This window comes from Methanococcoides orientis (genome assembly GCF_021184045.1).
Classification (GTDB): Archaea; Halobacteriota; Methanosarcinia; order Methanosarcinales; family Methanosarcinaceae; genus Methanococcoides; species Methanococcoides orientis.
Map to the genome: position 1 here is coordinate 1,328,048 of NZ_CP073710.1, position 19,363 is coordinate 1,347,410.

Genomic DNA, 19,363 nt, shown 5'->3' on the forward strand with positions numbered 1-19,363 from the left:
ACCAAACTATATAAGAACAAAAAAAGCCGAAACGATCCCCACTTCAAGAGGATAGCATGAACAAAAATATCAAACTCATATTAAGTATCTTCACTTTATTGGTAGCCGTATCCACATCAGGTTGCATCGACCAGACAGAAGAGAACTCCAGCCAGGACAATGCTATCGTTGTTGCAGTAAGCATACTGCCGCAGCAGGAATTTGTAGAAAAAATCGCAGGAGACAGGGTAAATGTCGTTGTCCTGATACCCCCGGGAGCAAGTCCTGCCACCCACGAACCAACCACCGGCCAACTGAGGGATGTAGCAGATGCAAGAGCATATTTTACAGTGGGATCAGGATTACCTTTTGAGAACGTCTGGCTTGAGAAGATAGAAACGATAAATGAGGACATGCTGATAGTGGATTGCTCAGAAGGGATCCAGATCATTGAAATGCATGAAGAAGAGCATGAAGAAGAACAAAACGCTGAGGAAAACGAAGCAGAAGCCGGCCACGATCATGGAGGAGTTGACCCTCACGTATGGACATCTCCGATGAATGCTAAGATAATGGTAGAGAACACATACCTTGGCCTTATCGAGATCGATCCTGATAACAGCGAATTCTACTTGCAGAACAAAGAAGCTTACCTTAAAGAACTGGACGAAGCTGATGCCACAATAAGGGACACCCTTGGCGAAGAAGGTGGCAGTTTCATGACATATCACCCTTCCTGGAACTATTTTGCAACTGAATATGGACTCGATATGATAACTATCGAAGAAGAAGGGAAGGAGCCAAGCCCAAGGGATATGCAAAGGCTTATCGATGAAGCCGAAGAGAAAAATATCAAAGTGATATTTGTGCAGGCACAGTTCAGCACACAGAGCGCTGAGGCAATAGCATCCGAAATTGGTGGCGAAGTTGTAACTGTGGATCCGCTGGCAAAAGATTACATCGACAATCTTGCCATTATCACCGAAGCATTTTCGCATGGCATTACAAAGGAATGAGGGATCAAATGGCAGAAGTGATCAGTCTTAAGGATGTATGGGTAAAATATGACAAGCTCACCGTACTGGAAAATGTAAACCTGACCGTTGATGAAGGGGACTTCCTGGGAATCATAGGACCTAACGGCGGTGGGAAAAGTACCTTGTTAAAGGTCATCCTGGGATTGATAAAGCCACAAAAAGGAGAAGTGAAAGTTCTCGGGAAAAGTCCGAAGAAGGAACATCAGTTGATAGGATATGTGCCACAGTATGGCCCCTCTAACATTGATTTTCCCATCAGTGTATGGGAAGTCGTACTTATGGGACGCATGGGAACAAAAAGATTGTTCCAGCATTACAATGACGAGGACCTCAAAGCAACACATAAAGCACTCGAAATTGTTGACATGTTGGAATTTCGCGACAGACAGATAGGAGAGCTTTCAGGTGGTCAGCGCCAGAGAGTATTCATCGCACGTTCTCTTGTAAGCGACCCAAAAGTCCTTCTTTTAGATGAACCGGTAACAGGCATCGATACCCGCATGCAGAAAGAGTTCTACGAACTACTGGAGAAGCTTAAGTCAGAAGTGACCATTATCATGGTATCCCACGACCTGAGCGCAGTGTCGGTACTTGTTGATAAGATCGCCTGCCTTAACGGGAAACTACACTACCACGGCTCAAAGGAGCTTATCCCTGACGATATTGAACAATCATATGGGTGTCCAGTGGAACTTATCGCACACGGAGTACCACACAGGGTATTACATAAACATTGAGAGGAACTTCAATGATAGAGCTTTTACAATACGAGTTCATGACAAATGCCATCTTTGCAGGATTGCTGGCAAGTATCGCATGTGGCATAATCGGTGTTTATGTTGTGGTAAAGAAGATCGTGTTCATCAGTGGCGGTATCGCACACGCCTCCTTTGGAGGTATTGGTATCAGCTACTTCCTCGGGATCAACCCAATATTCGGTGTTCTCCCCTTCAGCCTTTTCTCAGCCCTGACAATGGGAACCATCAGTAAAAGATCGGATGTTCCGGAAGACACTATTATTGGAATTCTCTGGTCTCTTGGAATGGCGATAGGGATCATATTCATCGGATGGACGCCTGGTTATGCACCTGACCTTATGACATACCTGTTCGGGAATATATTGACCGTTCCAGGTTCGGATATCTATCTGATGCTGGCACTCGATGCAGTGATCATAGGTACTGTATATGTACTTTATAAAGAGTTCATGGCACTGTGTTATGATGAGGAGTTCTCAAAAGTATCAGGAGTTCCTACGGAAAAATTATACCTTTTGTTACTATGCCTCATTGCACTAACAGTAGTAGTGATGATACGCGTGGTCGGACTTATACTTGTAATAGCCCTTCTTACGATCCCTGCAGCATTGAGCCGACAATATACCAGCAACATGAAGATCATGATGTACCTCTCCATACTGTTCGGTGCTACATTCACCATAACCGGATTATTATTATCATACTATTTTGATATCGCATCAGGAGCTACAATAATCATTGTAATGGCTACTGCATACCTTTTGAACATATTATTGCAAAAATGGAAACGCATTTCAGGGAATCAGTTTGATAGCTGATACCAAATGATCAAAGGAATGTCGAATACAGATAGACGATCTTGGAACTATTGCAAATATATTTGAAACACATGGTTTAAAAATTGTAAAAATTTATCAAGGGGGTCGAAAAACATCATTCACACCACCATTGTACCAGTTACTACAATATAGCATAGTCCATCAAATTTTTAATTATATAGCAAATTTTTATTATAACATCGTTTTTGCTTACTATCATATATGTTAAAATTGCTAACTTAAAGTAGCTAAAATAAAAATATGTGTGACAATGTGTGGCTAAATATCACAAAAGTGAATATACAGTTTAGAAACGTTAATATTGCATTATCCGCTTTTAAGAATGGAGTCACATGAATTGGATGCAGATCCCATTAAGATCTAAACTTGTTCTTGCTGCTGTTGCAGGAGTTCTTCTTGTAATGGTACTGGCAACTTCTATCACGATCACAACTCAGATCTTAGTACAGGAAGAGCTTACACACAAACAAGCTACTGAGATCACAAAGAGCTATGCGAACAAGTTCGATGGGGATATGCGGTCCGATCTTGCAATTGCTCGTTCTATCAGTCTTACATTGGGTGAATACAATTCATCTGATAGGGATGAGATCGACAGGGTTTTACATTCGATCCTGGAAAACAACCCACACCTTTTGGGAACTTATGTATGCTATGAGCCAAATGCTTTTGATGGCAGGGACAATGAATTTGCGAGCATTGAAGGTTACGACAGAGAGGGCAGATTCGCAACATACTGGAACAAGATCAACGGAAATATTCAAAAGGACCACTTGATAGATTGCGAAAGTTATGATTACTACATTTATCCAAAGGTCTTCAAAGACGATATTATCAGTGACCCATACTACTACGAAGGCGTATTCATAATCAGCTATAGTTCACCCATAATAAAAGATGGAGAGTTCATAGGAATAGCCGGAGTTGATGTCTCATTGGACTATATGGATGAGATTGTAAGCCAGGTCACAGCATTCGATACAGGATATGCCATCATGACCGGCAGTTCAGGACTTATACTCTCCCAGCCTTATAACAAGGACTGGATAGGAAATAAGACGATCTATGATTATGAGAACGAGGGTTTCTCTAAAGCAGCAGACGATATAAAGTATAAGAAAAGTGGTTATGTCAATACGATCGACCCGGTTACAGGGAAAGAGGTCGTCGTATTCTACGAACCTATCGAGTCAAAGAACTACGGATTCTTCCTCATAATTCCAAAAGATGAAATGCTTGAAGGTACTTTTGCATTAAGGGATAAACTGATCGGCATCGGCATCCTTTCAATATTCTTCACCAGTATTGCAGCATACCTTACTTCACGAACTGTAACCGGATCCATAGACGATATTGTAAACGATTTCAAAGAAATGGCTGATTCTATCGCTGATGGAGAATTGAACATCAGAGCCAATACAAATATTGACGAGGATTTCAAGAAGATACCTGACGGTCTCAACAATATCCTCGACGGAGTTGTGGTTCCCATACATGAAACTACGAGGGTTGCAGTTGAACTTTCAAAAGGTCATTTGGATGCTCGATTCGAAGGTGATACCGAAGGAGAATTCAAGCAACTTGCGCAATCGATCAATTATTTTGCCAAACTATTGGATGTTATCATAACCGAATCCAATGAAGTCCTTGTAGCGATGGAAAAAGAAGACTTTTCACGAAGAGTACATTTCCACGGACATGGTGACCTGAAAGTACTTACAGAAGGTATCGACCAAACACGCCTGGCACTACAGCAAGCAAGCATCGATCGCCAGATAGCTGAACAGGAACTTAAGGAGTATGCACGGAAACTGGAACAGTCCAATGAGCTTAAAGACATGTTCACCGACATTATGCGCCACGATCTGTTAAACCCTGCAAGTGTCATAAAAGGATTCACTGAGCTTCTTCTTATGACCGAGGAGGACGATCAGACAAAACGATTGCTTGGGAGAATTTTGGATAGCAATAATAATCTCATTGAAATGATACAATCTGCAGCAGAGTTTGCCAAGGTGGAAAGCTCCGATGAGCTTGAACTCAAGGTACAGGATATAACCAGCATCATCGAGCATTCAATTGACATACTGACAACACAGGCCGGCAACAAGGAAATAGTTATCGAGTTCAATGAAAAGAAACCACATCATGTACTGGCCAACCCAATTATTGAAACTGTGTTCACCAACCTGATCTCAAATGCGATCAAGTACAGTCCTGAGAAAACCGAAGTTATCGTAGAGATCAAAGAAAGCGATGATCTCACAGAAATTACGATCACTGATTTTGGAGAGGGAATTAAGGATGAGCATAAAACAACTGTCTTTGATCGCTTTAAGAGAGTGAATAAAACAGGAGTAAGGGGATCAGGACTTGGGCTTGCCATCGTCAAAAGGACCATTGAGCTTCATGAAGGAGATGTTGGTGTGAGAGATAACCCTTCAGGAAAAGGTTCCGTATTCTTTGTGAAGTTAAAAAGATACGACGATGAGCACGAAGAACATAGAGATAAAACTGCCAAAACTTATTAATTCGAGCAAGATCAACTTAATTATGGGATAAGTTGTAGCTATTCAAGCGGATCTCCACATAATTTGATCATCCTTTCTACGAAGATCGATGTCCTGTAACCACTAGCATTAGCTTCAACAGATAATTGACGATATGCGGGGAGATGTTATGAAAGGTTTGCCAGACAAACTGCTCAACAACATGTATAAGGGAATATGGGCTGTTGACATCAACAACAAATTCATCTATTTCAATGAAGGAATGGAAGAAATAACCGGCCTTCCACGCGATAAGATCATTGGAGCAGATCTAAACTACTTCATGGAACTGGCACACCTCAGTGTAGGAGATGAAGGACACTTCAGGGAATTGGCACTTCGTGTAAAAGATACACTGAAACCTTCCCGTTACCACTCATTACAATTTCTGACACCAGAAGGGAAGCTTAGTATACAGAGCGGGCATATTTTTCCAATGGTAAACGAAGATGGCAAATATTCAGGAATAATATGTACTGTGGAAAGCTTTTCAGAGCAAAAGATCCGGGAAAAGACCTTCAAAGATATGTTAAGCTCAAAGAAAAAACTTGAAGACATCTACAAGAACAGCCCTGTAATAGCATTCCTCTGGACAGCAGAAAAGGACTGGCCGGTCGAATTCGTTTCAGATAACATATCACAGTTCGGGTACACCCCCGAAGACTTTACTTCCGGCAAGCTGATATACGGAGATATAATACACCCGGATGATCTTGATTTTGTGCGTAATGACGTGACACAGCTTGAAATTGAAGGAAGGCAGTTCTTTTCAAAGGAATACAGAATACTAACCAAATCCGGCGAAGTAAGATGGGTAGCTGAAAGGTCACTGCTTGTATTTGATGAGGAAAATAAACCATCTTATTACCAGGGCATCATGATCGACATCACCGAGCGTAAACTCGCCGAGGAAGCCCTTCTTAAAAGCGAGAAAAAGTACAGGTTCATTTTCGAGAACTCACCACTTGGAATCTTTAATTTCGATGAAGACGCGAACATAACCCATTGTAATGACAATATTGCAAAGATCATGGGTGTGCCAAAGGACAAGATCATTGGGATGAACATGATAAGTGACATCGATGACGAGGAGATGAAAGAAGCTGTCAGGGCGATCTTCTCTAGAAAGTCCGGGCATTATGAGGGAAAGTACAGGAACCCGTTAAGCAGAAAGACCACACCAATAAAAGCAGATTATAGCCCGAACATCTCAGATGACGGAAAACTGCTTGGTGGCGTCGGTATCGTCGAAGATATCACCGCCCGTGTAGAAGCAGAAGAAGCAATGATAAAATATGCAGAAGACCTTGCAGCTGCCAATGAGGAACTCAAGTCCCTGGACAAAATGAAGGATGAGTTCCTGTCCAACGTAAGTCATGAGCTTAAAACACCTCTTACCTCGATCAAAGGTTACACCGAACTTATCTCCGAAGAATCTCTGGGGCCATTGACAGATAAGCAGAAAGAAGTGGAAACCACCGTACTTCGAAATGCTGAAAGACTGAAGAGACTGGTAGATTCACTACTGTACATAAGCAAAGTACACTCAGGTACCGTGAAGTACATTTTCGAACCAACGTCGATTGCCGAGATCATTGAGATGACACTTCAGGATCTGAAAATACAGATCGAGCAGAAAGGGCTTACAGTGGAGAAGAAGATCCCGGATAAACTACCCCTGATAAATGGCGATAAGGACAAGCTCACAGATACGTTCACCAATATTGTTGACAATGCCATCAAGTTCACACCCGAAGGAGGAACACTGACCTTCGCCGTGCAAGAGGAAGAGAGATACCTGCACATCATCCTGAAGGACACCGGCATAGGCATCCCACCAGACCTTATCCCAATGCTCTTCAGGCGTTTCTACCAGATCGATGCTACAAGGAAACGCAAATACGGAGGTACCGGTCTGGGGCTGTACATCTGCAGAGAGATCGTCGCAGCCCACGACGGTAAGATATGGGCAGAGAGCGAAGGAGAGAACAAGGGAACGAGGATACATATCCAACTGCCTAAATGATCACAATTTTCAGCCTTAAGCTTATGATTCTTCTTATTTTACATAATCCCATTTTACCATATTTTGTTTAATATATTCTGATCAGTGGACTCCGGAATGTATGAGGGAAACCGATTCGTTTTTAAGTCTTTGTGGCATACCACGCTACATAACCTGACAAATATATAGATAATAGATCATCCCGAGGTATTTAATGAGCGATATTTTAAGAAGAGGACGACTGGCGTCCGTCCCTGATGAAGAGATCATAGAGTACACCTCATCAATGAGCGCTGACAAATGGATATTCAATTCTGATGTCCTTGTAGACCTTGCACACACGGTCATGCTCAAAGAGAGAAATGTGATAAAAGCAGAGGACTGCCAGAAAATACTGGAAGGACTTCTGAAAATAAGAGAGGAAGGTATCGAGAAACTCGACCACACTTATGAGGATATTCACATCTCCCTTGAATCAAGGCTCATTGACATGGCAGGAGAAGATGTCGGCGGACGTATGCACTCCGGAAGGTCACGCAACGATGAGGTTGCTACCTGCATCAGACTTACGCTCAGGGATGAACTGCTGTTGATCATGGAAGACCTGATCAACCTTCGCAACACACTGATAGATGTATCTTCAGAAAATGTCGATACTCTTATGCCGGGTTTCACCCACCTGCAGCACGCACAGCCAACCACTCTGGCACACCACCTGACAGCGCATGCAAATGCCATAGGTCGTGATTTCGAGCGTACAAGGGACTGCTACTCACGTGTGAACATGAGCCCGCTTGGTGCTGCAGCTTTTGCATCCACAGGCTTTGATCTGGACAGAGAAAGAACAAGAATGCTCCTCGGTTTTGACGGTATCGTTGAGAACTCCATGGATGCCGTCAGCTCACGCGATTTCCTGATAGAGACAGCAGCAGTTTTCGCAAATCTCATGATAAACCTGAGCAAGATGGCCGAGGAACTTGTGATATGGTCCACCTCCGAATTCGCATTCATTGAACTGGATGACAGGTATGCATCCACTTCATCCATCATGCCACAGAAAAAGAACCCAGACACTGCCGAACTGCTGAGAGGAAAGAGCGGTGTTGCCATCGGTTCACTCATGTCACTGTTATCAATCTGCAAAGCATTGCCGTTAAGCTATAACCGCGACCTGCAGGAAGCAACACCGAACATCTGGCGCTCCCTGAAGACAACAAGAACATCCGTCAGAGTCATGGCCGGAATGATAGCAACCATGAAGATCAACAAGGAGAACATGGCAGGCCTGGCAACAGCAGGTTTCACAACTGCAACCGAGCTTGCAGATACCATGGTGCGTGTCTGTGACATCCCGTTCAGAACCGCACATCAGATAGTTGGCGTGCTTGCACGGGGAAATGGTGAACCTACACTTGGAGAGATCGATGCTGTCGCCCACAATGTCATTGGAGAAAGCTTAAGCGGAAGAGGACTTACCGAGCAGATGGTAAACGAGGCACTCGACCCGATAATGAACGTCAGCAAGCGAACTGTAACAGGTGGACCATCACCGGACGCCATGCAGCAGTTAATCAGCAATTGCAGGACAAGATCAACAGAGGATGAGAACAGCCTCAACGAACTGAAGGCTAGTGTTGACAGCGCCATGGAAGCACTTTTCAGCGTCGTAGATGACTGCATGAGTGACTGAGGAATTAGCTGAAAATTACGAACGATCATATTGATGAGGGATGATGATGGAATTTGAACTTGGTGACAGAATAAGGATAGAGAAGGACGGAAATATTTACGAGGGTATCGTAATGCCAACCACTACAGATCATGTCGTGGTCAAGATGGTCAGTGGGTACAATGCAGGCATTGACCCTGAAGGCGCAACGATAACACTGCTTGAGAAAGCTGACCCGAATAAAGCAGTGAAGAAAGAGAAAGCTACAAAAGCAAAGCCATCAAAGAAACTCCCAAAGGTCACCATCCTCTCCACCGGCGGAACGATTGCCAGCAAAGTGGACTACCGCACAGGCGCGGTCACCGCACAGTTCTCTGCTGACGATATCGTGGATGCCATCCCGGAGATCACAGAGATCGCAAACATCAGCGGAAGGGTCGTTTACAACATCCTGTCCGAGAACATGAAGACCGAATACTGGACCGAACTCGCCCAGGCTGTCGCCGAAGAGATAGAGAACGGTGCTGACGGTATCATCGTTGCCCACGGAACCGACACCATGATGTACTCCGCAGCAGCCCTGTCATTCATGCTCAAGACCCCGGTACCAATCGTCTTCGTGGGTTCCCAGCGCAGTGCTGACAGACCCAGCAGTGATAATGCAATGAATGCCATCTGTGCCACAAAGGTCGCAGTCAGTGACATCGCCGAAGTATGCGTGGTCATGCACGACACCGCCTGCGATGACCGCTGTGCGATCCATTACGGCACTAAGGTAAGGAAGATGCACACATCCAGAAGGGATGCATTCCAGTCCATCAATTCCAATCCTATCGGCTATGTGGACTATTCTACAAAGAAGATCGAGACGGTCATGCCATACACTAAACGCGGCACCCACGAGATCGAAGTTAAAGCCACCCTTGAACCAAAATGCGCCCTGGTGAAGTTCGTACCCGGTGCCGACTCAGATATTCTCTCATACTACATTAACTCCGGCTACAAGGGTATCGTCATCGAAGGAACCGGGCTGGGCCATGTTTCCACGGACTGGATCCCGAACATCGAGCGTGCCACAGAAGCAGGCATCCCGGTCGTCATGACATCACAGTGTCTCAACGGACGTGTGTGTGACCGTGTCTACGATACAGGAAGAGATATCCTTAAAGCCGGTGCAATCGAAGGCGAAGACATGCTTCCAGAGGTCGCTCTGGTGAAGCTTATGTGGGCACTTGGACAGGGCGGAGATCTGGAAGAGATTGATTCTGTTATGGCCACAAGTGTTGAGAACGAGATAACGGAGTGTACGTTGAAGTGAGGGAATTGCTTCAACTGCTTATTTTTTAATGTAAATTTAATTTAAAAAGAGTATATTTGGTGCAGTTATGCACCATCCTTTTCTTAATTTTAGAATCTGACATCGAGGTCAGCAATAATCTGCTGTGTGGCAACGTCAATGAACTTAACATCTCTGGACTCACCAGAAAAGATGTCACTCACATCCCCAGCGGTAATTTCAGCATCCAGGATTTCAGTTGTTCCAACTGCAAAACCGCCAATGTCAGCTTCATTGAAAATGCATATGGTTTCACCGGATTTGAACTTCAAATCCTCATCAGTTGTCAGCAATGATACATCAACTACTTCACCGCCAACCATCATTTTGGTGTTTGTGGCAGCCAGACTAAGTTCATCTCCACCCTGATGTTTGAGCATGATAACGTTGTATCCAGTTGCTGAATCTTCAATTGCATTGACATTTGACACTGGTACTGCAGCAGGTGCTCCCATCCCAAGTGCATACGCTGCAAGAACGGCAGCAATGATTATACCGATTGCAACCATCATGATTTCGGCAATAACTGGTGATACTGCATCTTCATTTACTTTTATGTTAAACATATGAATAACCCCATTTTGACATAATAAAAATGATTATGTTGCTCCAATTGAAGACTTGATAGAAATAAAAGAAAAAAGAATGGTGCGATTAAGCACCATGATTATTGAATTTAGAATCTTACATCAAGGTCGCCGACCATCTGCTGGCTGGCAACGTCGATGAACTTAACGGCAAGTGTATCTCCCTGTGAAACACCTTTGACATTTTCGTCAAGTGTAGCAGCTGTCATGTTATCGCCAGTACCAAGGTAAGTAGTATTACTGTAAGTGTACAAGTACAGGACCTCTCCAGCTTCAAACCTCAAAGAACCTTCATCTGACGTACCGAGGGTAACAGCATCGCCATTAGCGGTAATTTTTGAGGTTGTTGCATCAAGTATAACTTCATCTCCACCCTGGTGTTCAATCATTACGACACTATATGTGCTATCAGTAGTTGCACTTGCCCTAAGACTAGCCTGTGGTGCCATCTCGGACGGTCCCATTCCAAACACGAATGCTGCGATAACAGCAGCAAGGATCACAGTGATTGCGACCATCAGGATTACACCGATGACCGGAGACACTGCATCTTCATTTCTGTTCATTTTAAACAAATTATATTCCTCCACATTTATATAGACTAGGTTTAATTAATACTTTTCTGTTGCTTCTTCTGTACTACTTTCTCTAGCTTGTGAGTCCACATCTCATCACTCATTTCAGTGTACTCGCACTCAAGATAGTGCTGAACCGCTGTACTCAGGGCATCCTTTGTAGAGGGTTCTTTGGTCTTCTTTTTAAGTGCATCAAGCTGTTCCTCAGTAAGTACAGTTTGTGCATGTACTATTTTCATGAGAACTGTCTCCTGATAAGATAATCATGAGAACATACACAAAACCGTTCCCATCATAATAATTATTATAATGACATGATATATAAAACCGTTTCGCCGAAAAATATCAGAAAAATAATGCCCAATTAATAGATATGAAGAATAAATATAATAACTATTGCATATTGCCAAACCGGCAGATAAACAAAAACAAAATCAGAAGAACAATATAAAGAGCAGGATCAAATTAGTGGGAAAACTGCAACAAAATTAGATGCAACAAAATAAAAAATAAAAAACTCCTTTGGAAGGAGTTTTTGATCTGATATAAAGGACTTATGTGATGATCTTGTCGAGCTGACCGGACTCTATCGCACGGCGGACCTCGAGTGCTACGCGTCTTCCGGTACTCATTGGCTTGCGCCAGAGAGTGTTGCCGTATGGGTGCCCTACGGACATGTGAACGTTAGTGCCGCCACCTACCCTTGGGGCAACATCATATATGTAGAAGTTCAGGTCCTTGTCAATGCAGGTCTGGAGACAGAATGGACCGATAACTCCAGGGTCATAATATTCCTTGGATGCCTTAATGTATGCCTCTGAGAGCTTGAAAACTTCCTCAAGGAGAGATTCACGAAGTGTTGCGGAATTGTGTCCACAGACTGTGTACTCAGGAGTAAGCTGGTGCTCTGCAAGGGTCATCTGCTGTGGTGCAGGAAGCCTTACATGACCATCAAGGCTTGTCTCGAACCTCCAGTCGATACCGAGGAGCTCGGTCTTGTTCATCTCTTCTTCTATAGGAGAGTAGAACAGATCGAAGTTGAACACAGGACCAATTATGTAGCGCTCGATCCTTGCATCTTTAAGAGCTTCTCTTGTGATAACGCCCTGCCTGATAAGTGACTCGGATTTTTCCACGTATTCGCTGTAGGTTCCTGCTGTGAAGAAACCTCGCTCGAGCGTCTTGACCGCATGAGGGAGCTTTACCATTACGAGCTCATCGATGTCTTCCGGATCGGCGATACGCTCAGGGAAGGGAAGACCTGCCTTTTCCAGAAGCCAGTAGTAGTCCTGGTCAAGACCTCTTTCCTCACTGCGGAGCATGTTCCTGCTACCGACCATCGGGACACGGAAGTCGTTCTCTACCGCATCGATGTCACAGTATGAGGTAAAAGACCTGTTAGGAACGAAAAGAATGTTGTCGTCAATGAGCTTCTGCTGGTTCTCCGGGCGCAGGATCTCATCGAACCTGTCATAAACAGCATAGTCATCAACGATACCGCGTACAACATTGTTGTCAGCGTCCCTCTTGGACTTGAAGTACTCGGTGTAGGTCTTTTCACGTCCGGCCTGGCATATCGCAAAGGTCTCAAAACCTTCCTCGATAGCGCCGTCATAAACATCCAGACCTGAATGGGAAGCAACCGCTCCGATCTTGATATTATCAGTGTAATAGCTTTCAGCAATCTCAATAATCTCTTTCCTGTCGATCATCCTTTGTTCTCCGGGTTTTTGTGATACAATAGTTAAGTGGTTATAAAAGACTTATTATCGCATATCAGATAAGTTCCTTCATTGCAATGGCAAAAACAGCGAAATTGATGAAAACAAATAAAGAAAAAGAAAAAAATTTCAAAAATGCAATAAGTTGCAAAACAGCTCACTACGAAAAACGCCCGGAAAGCAACTCAAGATATGATCAGATGATTCCTGTGTACAGACCGATAATCACAGGCGTAATAAATGTCTCAATTCCAGCTGCCAGCAAAAGCATAGGCATGATAAAGCGGAAGAACACATTTATCCCCTTCTTGAATTCACCTTTAATATCTACATACCTGCCTGCAAGGGCATTCAGGACATTGATACCCATCCTCACACCCATGGCTGCTGAGATCAGTATCATCGGAAGCTCAATGATGCCATGAGGCAGGATACCCAGGAATATATAGGTGAACCCGTTCTCCTGAGATTCAAGGTAGGTCACAACTCCAAGAATGTAGCCATTGGAGACCACGAACAACAGGGGAATCAGACCAAAGGCCAGTCCCAGGACAAATGCCATCAGGCTCTTGATCGCATTGTTAAAGAAAATGAACAGCATGATCTCTAACGGAGTCATGCTCATGATAAGTTCAACAAGCCCTTCCAGGCCCTCCAGAGCAATATCAGATGATGCAGGATTCAATGCGGTGTAGAAATAACCGGCAATGCCAGATAATATGAAAAGCACGACAACTAAGGAGATCTCAGGTATCAATCCGGAAATGTAGTTGTGCACATTGCACAAGCCACTTTCACAGACAGGTGCACCCTTACTTTCAAAGACCGGATCATCGGAATCATCCAGTACAGTATCGTTCATCGAAGTCTCATCAGTTGTAGCATCATCCATCGAAGTCCCATCAGTTGTAGTATCATCCATTACCATCATATTCCAAGAGTCATACGGATAGTGTTCCTGCATGCAGGGGACAGACCCAGTATTATGATCACCATCTTTACAAATGTCCTAAGATTCCTTGACTCTTCATCTGCAGTGAACTGGGTATCCAGGAGATATATCACAGGCAGGAATATAGCCAGTTTCAGAGGATACATCACCAGAGCAGTGCCTGTCAGATCAATAAGATAGGCAGGTACAACATGTTTTTCATAATAACCAAGGGTATCAACTCCAATAAAGGTTGAGGATGCATCAAGCAGATGTGCCCAGATGATCATCAGATTGAGATGGTCATTTATGTAAGGCCAGCCGACCTTTTCCAGCAGGAAATAGATAGCACCTGCAAATAGTGTTCCTGAGGAAACAATCGCAATAAGACTGAACGGACGCTCTATATCTTCCACAACAAGAAGAGCTATTATGTTCAGTACGAACCAGCCAAGTCCCAGTAATGCAAAGGACCGGTTCCAGTCAGTGACCTTGCCTGATGAATAAAGCCATCTTGAGAAAAGAAGGCATATTACAGTACCAACGAACACCACAAAATAGATGTTAGGGGTTATGAACAGATAACTAAGAGGAGGGTCAAAGATACCGGCATCCTCCATAACTCTCAGGGAAGAACCTGCCAGCACAAAGGGAATAATAGAGAAAACAAATCTTTCATCCACCTTAACATTCCACTTGTCGAGCATTTTTGCCACTGCAAATACACAGATACCAAGGATCAGTGCCCATGTGAGAGTATTTACAGGATTATATCCACTATCCTGGAAAATAGGATCGAGATAGTACTCATTAACAAATTGCAAAATTTTATCTACGAACGGACACATTGATTATCACTTGACAGAGTTATAGGAACAACCTAATAACACTAATACTTATTAATATATGGTTTCAGGAATATCAGAAAAACCATACACATATGGACGTGACGCAGGATATGAACGCACAGAAGAAATGGATGCAACTCCCAAGAGATGTCGTGGTCGGACATGGCGTCATCGATGATGTTAAGAATGTCTGCGCAGATCTCAAACTTGTTGACAATGCATTGATAGTCACAGGTAAGAGCACAAGGAAGATAGCTGGCGACATTGTCCATGATTCACTGGTTGACAGTGGCCAGAACGTGGAAATGATCGTTTCTGAAGCTGCTTCCATGAAAGAGGTTGACAGGGTAAGAAGACAGGCGGTCGATTCAGACGTGGAATACCTGCTTGGGGTCGGCAGCGGGAAATCCATAGATGTTGCAAAGCTTGCAGCAACCGAGATCGAAGTACCATTCATAAGTGTGCCAACAGCTGCATCACATGATGGTATAGTCTCATCCAGAGCGTCCATAAAAGATGGTACAAAAACAGCATCCATCCAGGCAAATGCACCCATGGCAGTAGTAGCTGATACCGAGATCATTGCAAATGCACCTTACCGGCTGCTTGCATCCGGCTGTGGAGATATAATTTCCAACTGTACTGCAGTTCTGGACTGGCAACTTGCAAATCGCCTGCAGAATGTGCCATTCAGCGAATATGCTGCAGCGCTTTCAAGCATGACAGCACAAATACTGATCGATTCTGCAGATACTATAAAACCGGAACTGGAAAGTTCTGTGCGTATGGTGGTCAAGGCACTTGTATCAAGTGGTGTTGCAATGAGCATTGCAGGCTCATCAAGACCGGCATCAGGATCCGAGCACATGTTCAGTCATGCACTTAATAAGGTAGCACCCATACCGGCACTTCACGGTGAACAGTGCGGTGTTGGAACAATAATGATGATGTACCTGCATGGCGGTGACTGGAAGAGGATACGCGATGCACTCAAGATCATAAACGCTCCGGTAACAGCAGAGGAGATGGGAATTGAAGATAAGTATATATTAGAAGCACTTGTACTCTCACATACCATCCGTCCCGAAAGATATACAATACTTGCCACAGGCCTGACACCTGATGCTGCCGAGATAGTTGCGAGGAAAACAAAAGTAATATCCTAAAAAGCTACAAAAAGCAGAGCAGATAGGATAAGCAATATTATCGGAACATGGGGACACAATACTTACAATAAATACTTACATACATTATTACAGTTTCATAATACACAAGGTGATTAGATGGAGGACATGGATACCGCTATAACACTCATTGGAACCAGGCTTGCAAAGGAAGGCGAAGAGTTCTTTTTCGAAGGTGAAGCACCCGAATGCGAACAGTGCAAGTTGAAGAACACATGCATGGGTCTTGAAAAAGGAAGAAAGTACAGGATAGTCAAGGTCAGGAACCAGACCACTCATGAGTGCTTTGTCCATGATACCGGCGCATTGGTAGTAGACGTTATCAAAGCACCTATAATTGCAGCGATTGATTCCAAAAAGGCGATCAAAGGCGCAACTATCCGATATCAGGTTCCTAATTGCGATGGTGAACTGGATTCTGAGACATATGACCTCTGTCATCCAAAAGGCCTCCGTAATGGGGACAAATGCACCATCAACAAAGTGATGGAGAATGTGGATATCGAATCAGAACAACCAGGTTCACTTAAAAAAGTAGAACTACTGCTCTGAAACGGTTCGAATGTCTTTTATATGAATACTGGAAACATGTCCTAAATAAACCTAAAAATGACAATAAAACGAGGTATCAAGATGCCAGAATCTCATGAAAAGATCGAACATGAATTTTATACAACCGACCGCTGGAACAACTGGCTTAAACAGGTAAAGGAAAGCGGGTTCGAATTTAAGGAAGAAGAAAGCTCTGAAAAGGAAGGGGCTGTTTTTGTGAATATGACAGATGATGTCATTCTCGCATGCCTCAAGGTAATTGCAAAGTATGAGAGCAATGCACTTCCTGCAGAAGACGCCATGGCAATTCTTGATGATATCAAGGAGATAGCACTGACAGAGGTCGAACCAATATCCGAAGATATTGACCTAATGATCGAATCCCTTCAGACATCACTCATGGGAAGTTTTGCTGGATTTGAATGTTACATTAGCAAAGACTTCGACAAGGAAACAGATATCGGCGAACTTATCAACGCAGCAGTTGAATCAGAAGAAGCAGAAGAGATTGATTCTGCAATTTTCTGCGTAGCCCAGGTAGGAGCACTTGTGCTTGACGGCAAAAAACTTCCTGAATCTTCAATGGAAGAACTCCCATACGGACTTGTTGCAGAATGGCTCGATGGCATTGATTCTATCGAAGCCGCAATGATAGGGTCTGACAGCTATAAAGAAGATGATGGCGAATACGACGACGCCTGATCTTTTTAATCTTTTATTTTTCATGTTTTTTAAGTGATCATTCTGTTGGTTGTTTCTTTTATCGTTGTTTACTTATTATTGCATAGTTATTTTTCGTTCAGTTTAACAGTTGGACAATAATCGATAAGTAGATCGATCATTACTAAGCCAGTCACCCAGATGGCCAACGGATGGAATCCGAATTGTTTTTATGTAATTAAATTATCTATGGAGTAACACAAATGGTGTACAAACGTATGAACACCGTTAACATCAAAATTAAAATATCAGAGGTAATAAAAATGAGCGAAAAGATCGGAATCTTGGCTATTGGACACGGAAGCAGACTGCCTTACAACAAGGAAGTTGTTACAGAGATCGCAGACACCATTGCAAAAAAACACCCAGAATATGTTATCAAAACAGGCTTCATGGAGAACTGCGGTCCATCCGTAGAAGAAGGACTCGCATCTTTTGAAGGCACAGGTGTTACAAAGATCGCAGCAGTTCCAGTATTCCTTGCCTCCGGCGTACATATCACAGAAGATATCCCTGAGATCCTCAAGCTTGACCCTGAGACAAGCGAGGGTAAATTTACAGTAGATGGAAAGGAAGTTCCTGTCGTCTATGGTAAACCACTGGGTCACCACGAACTCCTTGCAGAACTTGTGTTCGAAAGAGCAGCAGAAGTACTGTAAATAATAAACTCACAGAATATGACTGCAGGTCAGAGGGATGCTGTCGTGCTCGACCTGACGCACGCCGGCATACCAATTGCAAAAGAAATGGTGCGACTTGGATACAATGTTCGTGCCATTGATGTCTACGACACACTGGAAAGATCAACAATTTCTGACCTGCAGCAGATATTCCCTGTTCTTTCTTCAAATGAAACTTTTGAACTTAATCCTGCAGAAATAGTAGTTGCACCTGTGCACCTAAATCCCGAATACCATGTACTGAAAAGTGCAAAGGAAAAAGGGAACAATGTCGTCACCCATCATACGATGGTAGGAAAGCTTATTCTGGAAAGCGGCAGGCTGTCGGGTTCAAAGGTCATCGAGCTTACCGGTACAAAAGCCAAGACCAGTACAGCTTCGATCCTTGCAGACATCCTTTCACGAAGTATGGATGTTGTGCTCCACACATCAAGAGGACTGGAACACTGGAACGACGGTGTTGCAACCATCATTCACAAAGGCCTAAGCATAGCTCCCGGGAGCATTCTTTCTGCCATCGGGAAAATAGAAGAGGCGAAGATAAAACCGGAAGTGTTCATCTTTGAGACATCCATAGGCGGCACAGGATGTGCTGATATTGGTGTTATAACATCCCTTGAACAGGATTATGGAATCGCAAATAATACTGGCCTTGCAAGCGATGCCAAACTACAAATGCTGAACAACGCAAAGGATGGAAGCCTTGCAGCCATCAACCTCAGCGCTGAAAAAGCACTCCAAAGAGCTGCAGATAAGGATCTTAAAGTGATCACATTTAGTGATGAAAAACGACCCAGTGATGCTAATAAGATAAATGCAGATGTGAATCTTGAGATAAAGGGCAATAGTGTTGTCATTTCCACAACGGATCGAACAATAGAAGCGATCATGGAGGATGGATTCGACATCTCTGCATATACAACTGCACTATGCGCTGCTGCTGCCATATCACTTTCAATGGGAATTGAGAAAAACGATATCATTGATACATTCCGGAATTTCAGAGGCCTTACAGGAAGAATGGTAAAAGGAGAACTTGAAGACAGGATATTGATAGACAATTCAAATTCAGGCATGGATATCCGATCTGTAAAAAGAGCTCTTGATTATGCTTCCGGTATCCCCTCAGATAATAACGATAGAAACATTGTCATGGTTCTGGGAGAAGAAGCTGAACAGGTGTGTGAAGGCCTTCCACCTGAAGATGTATCTGACTTCTTACTGAAAAACGGAAAATCTCTGGACAGAGTTGTATTGGTAGGAACCCGAATGCTTGATATAAAATATGATGACGCATATTATGCAGGATCATTTGAGGACGGGCTATCCACAGCTTTGCAATATACCAGTTTTGGCGATATAATTATATTATGTGTTAAATGTTTCAGATAAA

18 protein-coding genes are annotated in these 19,363 nt (G+C 43.5%); 12 read left to right on the plus strand and 6 right to left on the minus strand.

What is annotated here, in order from left to right:
* The first annotated feature begins 56 nt into the window (after nt 1-56).
* From J7W08_RS06320 to gatD, 7 genes are all read left to right on the plus strand, one after another.
* Nucleotides 57-995: a metal ABC transporter solute-binding protein, Zn/Mn family gene (locus J7W08_RS06320; RefSeq protein WP_233083708.1), complete on the plus strand. Its 939-nt coding sequence runs from the start codon at nt 57-59 to the stop codon at nt 993-995.
* Nucleotides 996-1,003: 8 nt separating this feature from the next.
* Nucleotides 1,004-1,753: a metal ABC transporter ATP-binding protein gene (locus J7W08_RS06325; protein ID WP_233083709.1), complete on the plus strand. Its 750-nt coding sequence runs from the start codon at nt 1,004-1,006 to the stop codon at nt 1,751-1,753.
* A gap of 11 nt (nt 1,754-1,764) precedes the next feature.
* Nucleotides 1,765-2,592, plus strand: a complete 828-nt coding sequence (locus tag J7W08_RS06330) for a metal ABC transporter permease (RefSeq protein WP_233083710.1) — start codon at nt 1,765-1,767, stop codon at nt 2,590-2,592.
* Between the two features lie 362 nt (nt 2,593-2,954).
* Nucleotides 2,955-5,144, plus strand: coding sequence for an ATP-binding protein (locus J7W08_RS06335; RefSeq protein ID WP_233083711.1), 2,190 nt, complete (start codon nt 2,955-2,957; stop codon nt 5,142-5,144).
* 148 nt (nt 5,145-5,292) lie between these two features.
* The gene (locus J7W08_RS06340) at nt 5,293-7,188 is read left to right on the plus strand and encodes a PAS domain S-box protein (protein WP_233083712.1); all 1,896 of its coding nucleotides are present in this window, start codon (nt 5,293-5,295) and stop codon (nt 7,186-7,188) included.
* A 193-nt stretch (nt 7,189-7,381) separates the two neighbouring features.
* Entirely contained in the window at nt 7,382-8,857 is a 1,476-nt protein-coding gene (gene argH / locus J7W08_RS06345) for an argininosuccinate lyase (protein ID WP_233083713.1), read from the plus strand.
* Between the two features lie 46 nt (nt 8,858-8,903).
* On the plus strand, nt 8,904-10,154 hold the full coding sequence (gatD, locus tag J7W08_RS06350) for a Glu-tRNA(Gln) amidotransferase subunit GatD (RefSeq protein ID WP_233085736.1): 1,251 nt from the start codon (nt 8,904-8,906) through the stop codon (nt 10,152-10,154).
* Nucleotides 10,155-10,243: 89 nt separating this feature from the next.
* On the opposite strand, the gene J7W08_RS06355 is transcribed toward gatD, so the two are convergent.
* The 6 genes from J7W08_RS06355 to J7W08_RS06380 form a co-directional block, all read right to left on the minus strand.
* Nucleotides 10,244-10,738 (minus strand): type IV pilin domain-containing protein, encoded by a 495-nt coding sequence (locus J7W08_RS06355; RefSeq protein WP_233083714.1) that lies wholly within the window; start codon nt 10,736-10,738, stop codon nt 10,244-10,246.
* Between the two features lie 110 nt (nt 10,739-10,848).
* Nucleotides 10,849-11,325 carry a type IV pilin domain-containing protein gene (locus J7W08_RS06360; RefSeq protein ID WP_233083715.1) on the minus strand — a complete coding sequence of 159 codons (477 nt, stop codon included), beginning with the start codon at nt 11,323-11,325 and terminating at the stop codon, nt 10,849-10,851.
* Between the two features lie 41 nt (nt 11,326-11,366).
* On the minus strand, nt 11,367-11,573 hold the full coding sequence (locus J7W08_RS06365) for a DUF5371 family protein (protein WP_233083716.1): 207 nt from the start codon (nt 11,571-11,573) through the stop codon (nt 11,367-11,369).
* A 315-nt stretch (nt 11,574-11,888) separates the two neighbouring features.
* Nucleotides 11,889-13,046 (minus strand): formate--phosphoribosylaminoimidazolecarboxamide ligase family protein, encoded by a 1,158-nt coding sequence (locus J7W08_RS06370; RefSeq protein WP_048194917.1) that lies wholly within the window; start codon nt 13,044-13,046, stop codon nt 11,889-11,891.
* Nucleotides 13,047-13,251: 205 nt separating this feature from the next.
* Nucleotides 13,252-13,977 carry a stage II sporulation protein M gene (locus J7W08_RS06375; RefSeq protein WP_233083717.1) on the minus strand — a complete coding sequence of 242 codons (726 nt, stop codon included), beginning with the start codon at nt 13,975-13,977 and terminating at the stop codon, nt 13,252-13,254.
* 5 nt (nt 13,978-13,982) lie between these two features.
* Nucleotides 13,983-14,834, minus strand: a complete 852-nt coding sequence (locus tag J7W08_RS06380) for a DUF63 family protein (protein ID WP_233083718.1) — start codon at nt 14,832-14,834, stop codon at nt 13,983-13,985.
* Between the two features lie 92 nt (nt 14,835-14,926).
* Here J7W08_RS06380 and J7W08_RS06385 point away from each other — a divergent pair, with 92 nt between their 5' ends.
* The 5 genes from J7W08_RS06385 to cfbE all read left to right on the plus strand — a co-directional run bounded on the left by J7W08_RS06385 (nt 14,927) and on the right by cfbE (nt 19,362).
* Nucleotides 14,927-16,000: an NAD(P)-dependent glycerol-1-phosphate dehydrogenase gene (locus tag J7W08_RS06385; protein ID WP_233083719.1), complete on the plus strand. Its 1,074-nt coding sequence runs from the start codon at nt 14,927-14,929 to the stop codon at nt 15,998-16,000.
* Between the two features lie 117 nt (nt 16,001-16,117).
* Complete coding sequence (locus J7W08_RS06390) at nt 16,118-16,570, plus strand: UPF0179 family protein (RefSeq protein WP_233083720.1); 453 nt, start codon at nt 16,118-16,120, stop codon at nt 16,568-16,570.
* 57 nt (nt 16,571-16,627) lie between these two features.
* Complete coding sequence (locus J7W08_RS06395) at nt 16,628-17,272, plus strand: DUF2150 family protein (RefSeq protein WP_310742482.1); 645 nt, start codon at nt 16,628-16,630, stop codon at nt 17,270-17,272.
* 281 nt (nt 17,273-17,553) lie between these two features.
* Nucleotides 17,554-17,949: a sirohydrochlorin nickelochelatase gene (gene cfbA / locus J7W08_RS06400; RefSeq protein WP_233083721.1), complete on the plus strand. Its 396-nt coding sequence runs from the start codon at nt 17,554-17,556 to the stop codon at nt 17,947-17,949.
* An 18-nt stretch (nt 17,950-17,967) separates the two neighbouring features.
* Entirely contained in the window at nt 17,968-19,362 is a 1,395-nt protein-coding gene (gene cfbE, locus J7W08_RS06405; protein ID WP_233083722.1) for a coenzyme F430 synthase, read from the plus strand.
* Nucleotide 19,363: the final 1 nt, after the last annotated feature.

Excerpts from the sequence above, each read along its gene's own strand:
- J7W08_RS06320 (WP_233083708.1), top strand. The coding sequence starts at position 57 with ATGAACAAAAATATCAAACTCATATTAAGTATCTTCACTTTATTGGTA.
- J7W08_RS06325 (WP_233083709.1), top strand. The coding sequence starts at position 1,004 with ATGGCAGAAGTGATCAGTCTTAAGGATGTATGGGTAAAATATGACAAG.
- J7W08_RS06330 (WP_233083710.1), top strand. The coding sequence starts at position 1,765 with ATGATAGAGCTTTTACAATACGAGTTCATGACAAATGCCATCTTTGCA.
- J7W08_RS06335 (WP_233083711.1), top strand. The coding sequence starts at position 2,955 with ATGCAGATCCCATTAAGATCTAAACTTGTTCTTGCTGCTGTTGCAGGA.
- J7W08_RS06340 (WP_233083712.1), top strand. The coding sequence starts at position 5,293 with ATGAAAGGTTTGCCAGACAAACTGCTCAACAACATGTATAAGGGAATA.
- argH (WP_233083713.1), top strand. The coding sequence starts at position 7,382 with ATGAGCGATATTTTAAGAAGAGGACGACTGGCGTCCGTCCCTGATGAA.
- gatD (WP_233085736.1), top strand. The coding sequence starts at position 8,904 with ATGGAATTTGAACTTGGTGACAGAATAAGGATAGAGAAGGACGGAAAT.
- J7W08_RS06355 (WP_233083714.1), bottom strand. The coding sequence starts at position 10,738 with ATGTTTAACATAAAAGTAAATGAAGATGCAGTATCACCAGTTATTGCC.
- J7W08_RS06360 (WP_233083715.1), bottom strand. The coding sequence starts at position 11,325 with ATGAACAGAAATGAAGATGCAGTGTCTCCGGTCATCGGTGTAATCCTG.
- J7W08_RS06365 (WP_233083716.1), bottom strand. The coding sequence starts at position 11,573 with ATGAAAATAGTACATGCACAAACTGTACTTACTGAGGAACAGCTTGAT.
- J7W08_RS06370 (WP_048194917.1), bottom strand. The coding sequence starts at position 13,046 with ATGATCGACAGGAAAGAGATTATTGAGATTGCTGAAAGCTATTACACT.
- J7W08_RS06375 (WP_233083717.1), bottom strand. The coding sequence starts at position 13,977 with ATGGATGATACTACAACTGATGGGACTTCGATGGATGATGCTACAACT.
- J7W08_RS06380 (WP_233083718.1), bottom strand. The coding sequence starts at position 14,834 with ATGTGTCCGTTCGTAGATAAAATTTTGCAATTTGTTAATGAGTACTAT.
- J7W08_RS06385 (WP_233083719.1), top strand. The coding sequence starts at position 14,927 with ATGGACGTGACGCAGGATATGAACGCACAGAAGAAATGGATGCAACTC.
- J7W08_RS06390 (WP_233083720.1), top strand. The coding sequence starts at position 16,118 with ATGGAGGACATGGATACCGCTATAACACTCATTGGAACCAGGCTTGCA.
- J7W08_RS06395 (WP_310742482.1), top strand. The coding sequence starts at position 16,628 with ATGACAATAAAACGAGGTATCAAGATGCCAGAATCTCATGAAAAGATC.
- cfbA (WP_233083721.1), top strand. The coding sequence starts at position 17,554 with ATGAGCGAAAAGATCGGAATCTTGGCTATTGGACACGGAAGCAGACTG.
- cfbE (WP_233083722.1), top strand. The coding sequence starts at position 17,968 with ATGACTGCAGGTCAGAGGGATGCTGTCGTGCTCGACCTGACGCACGCC.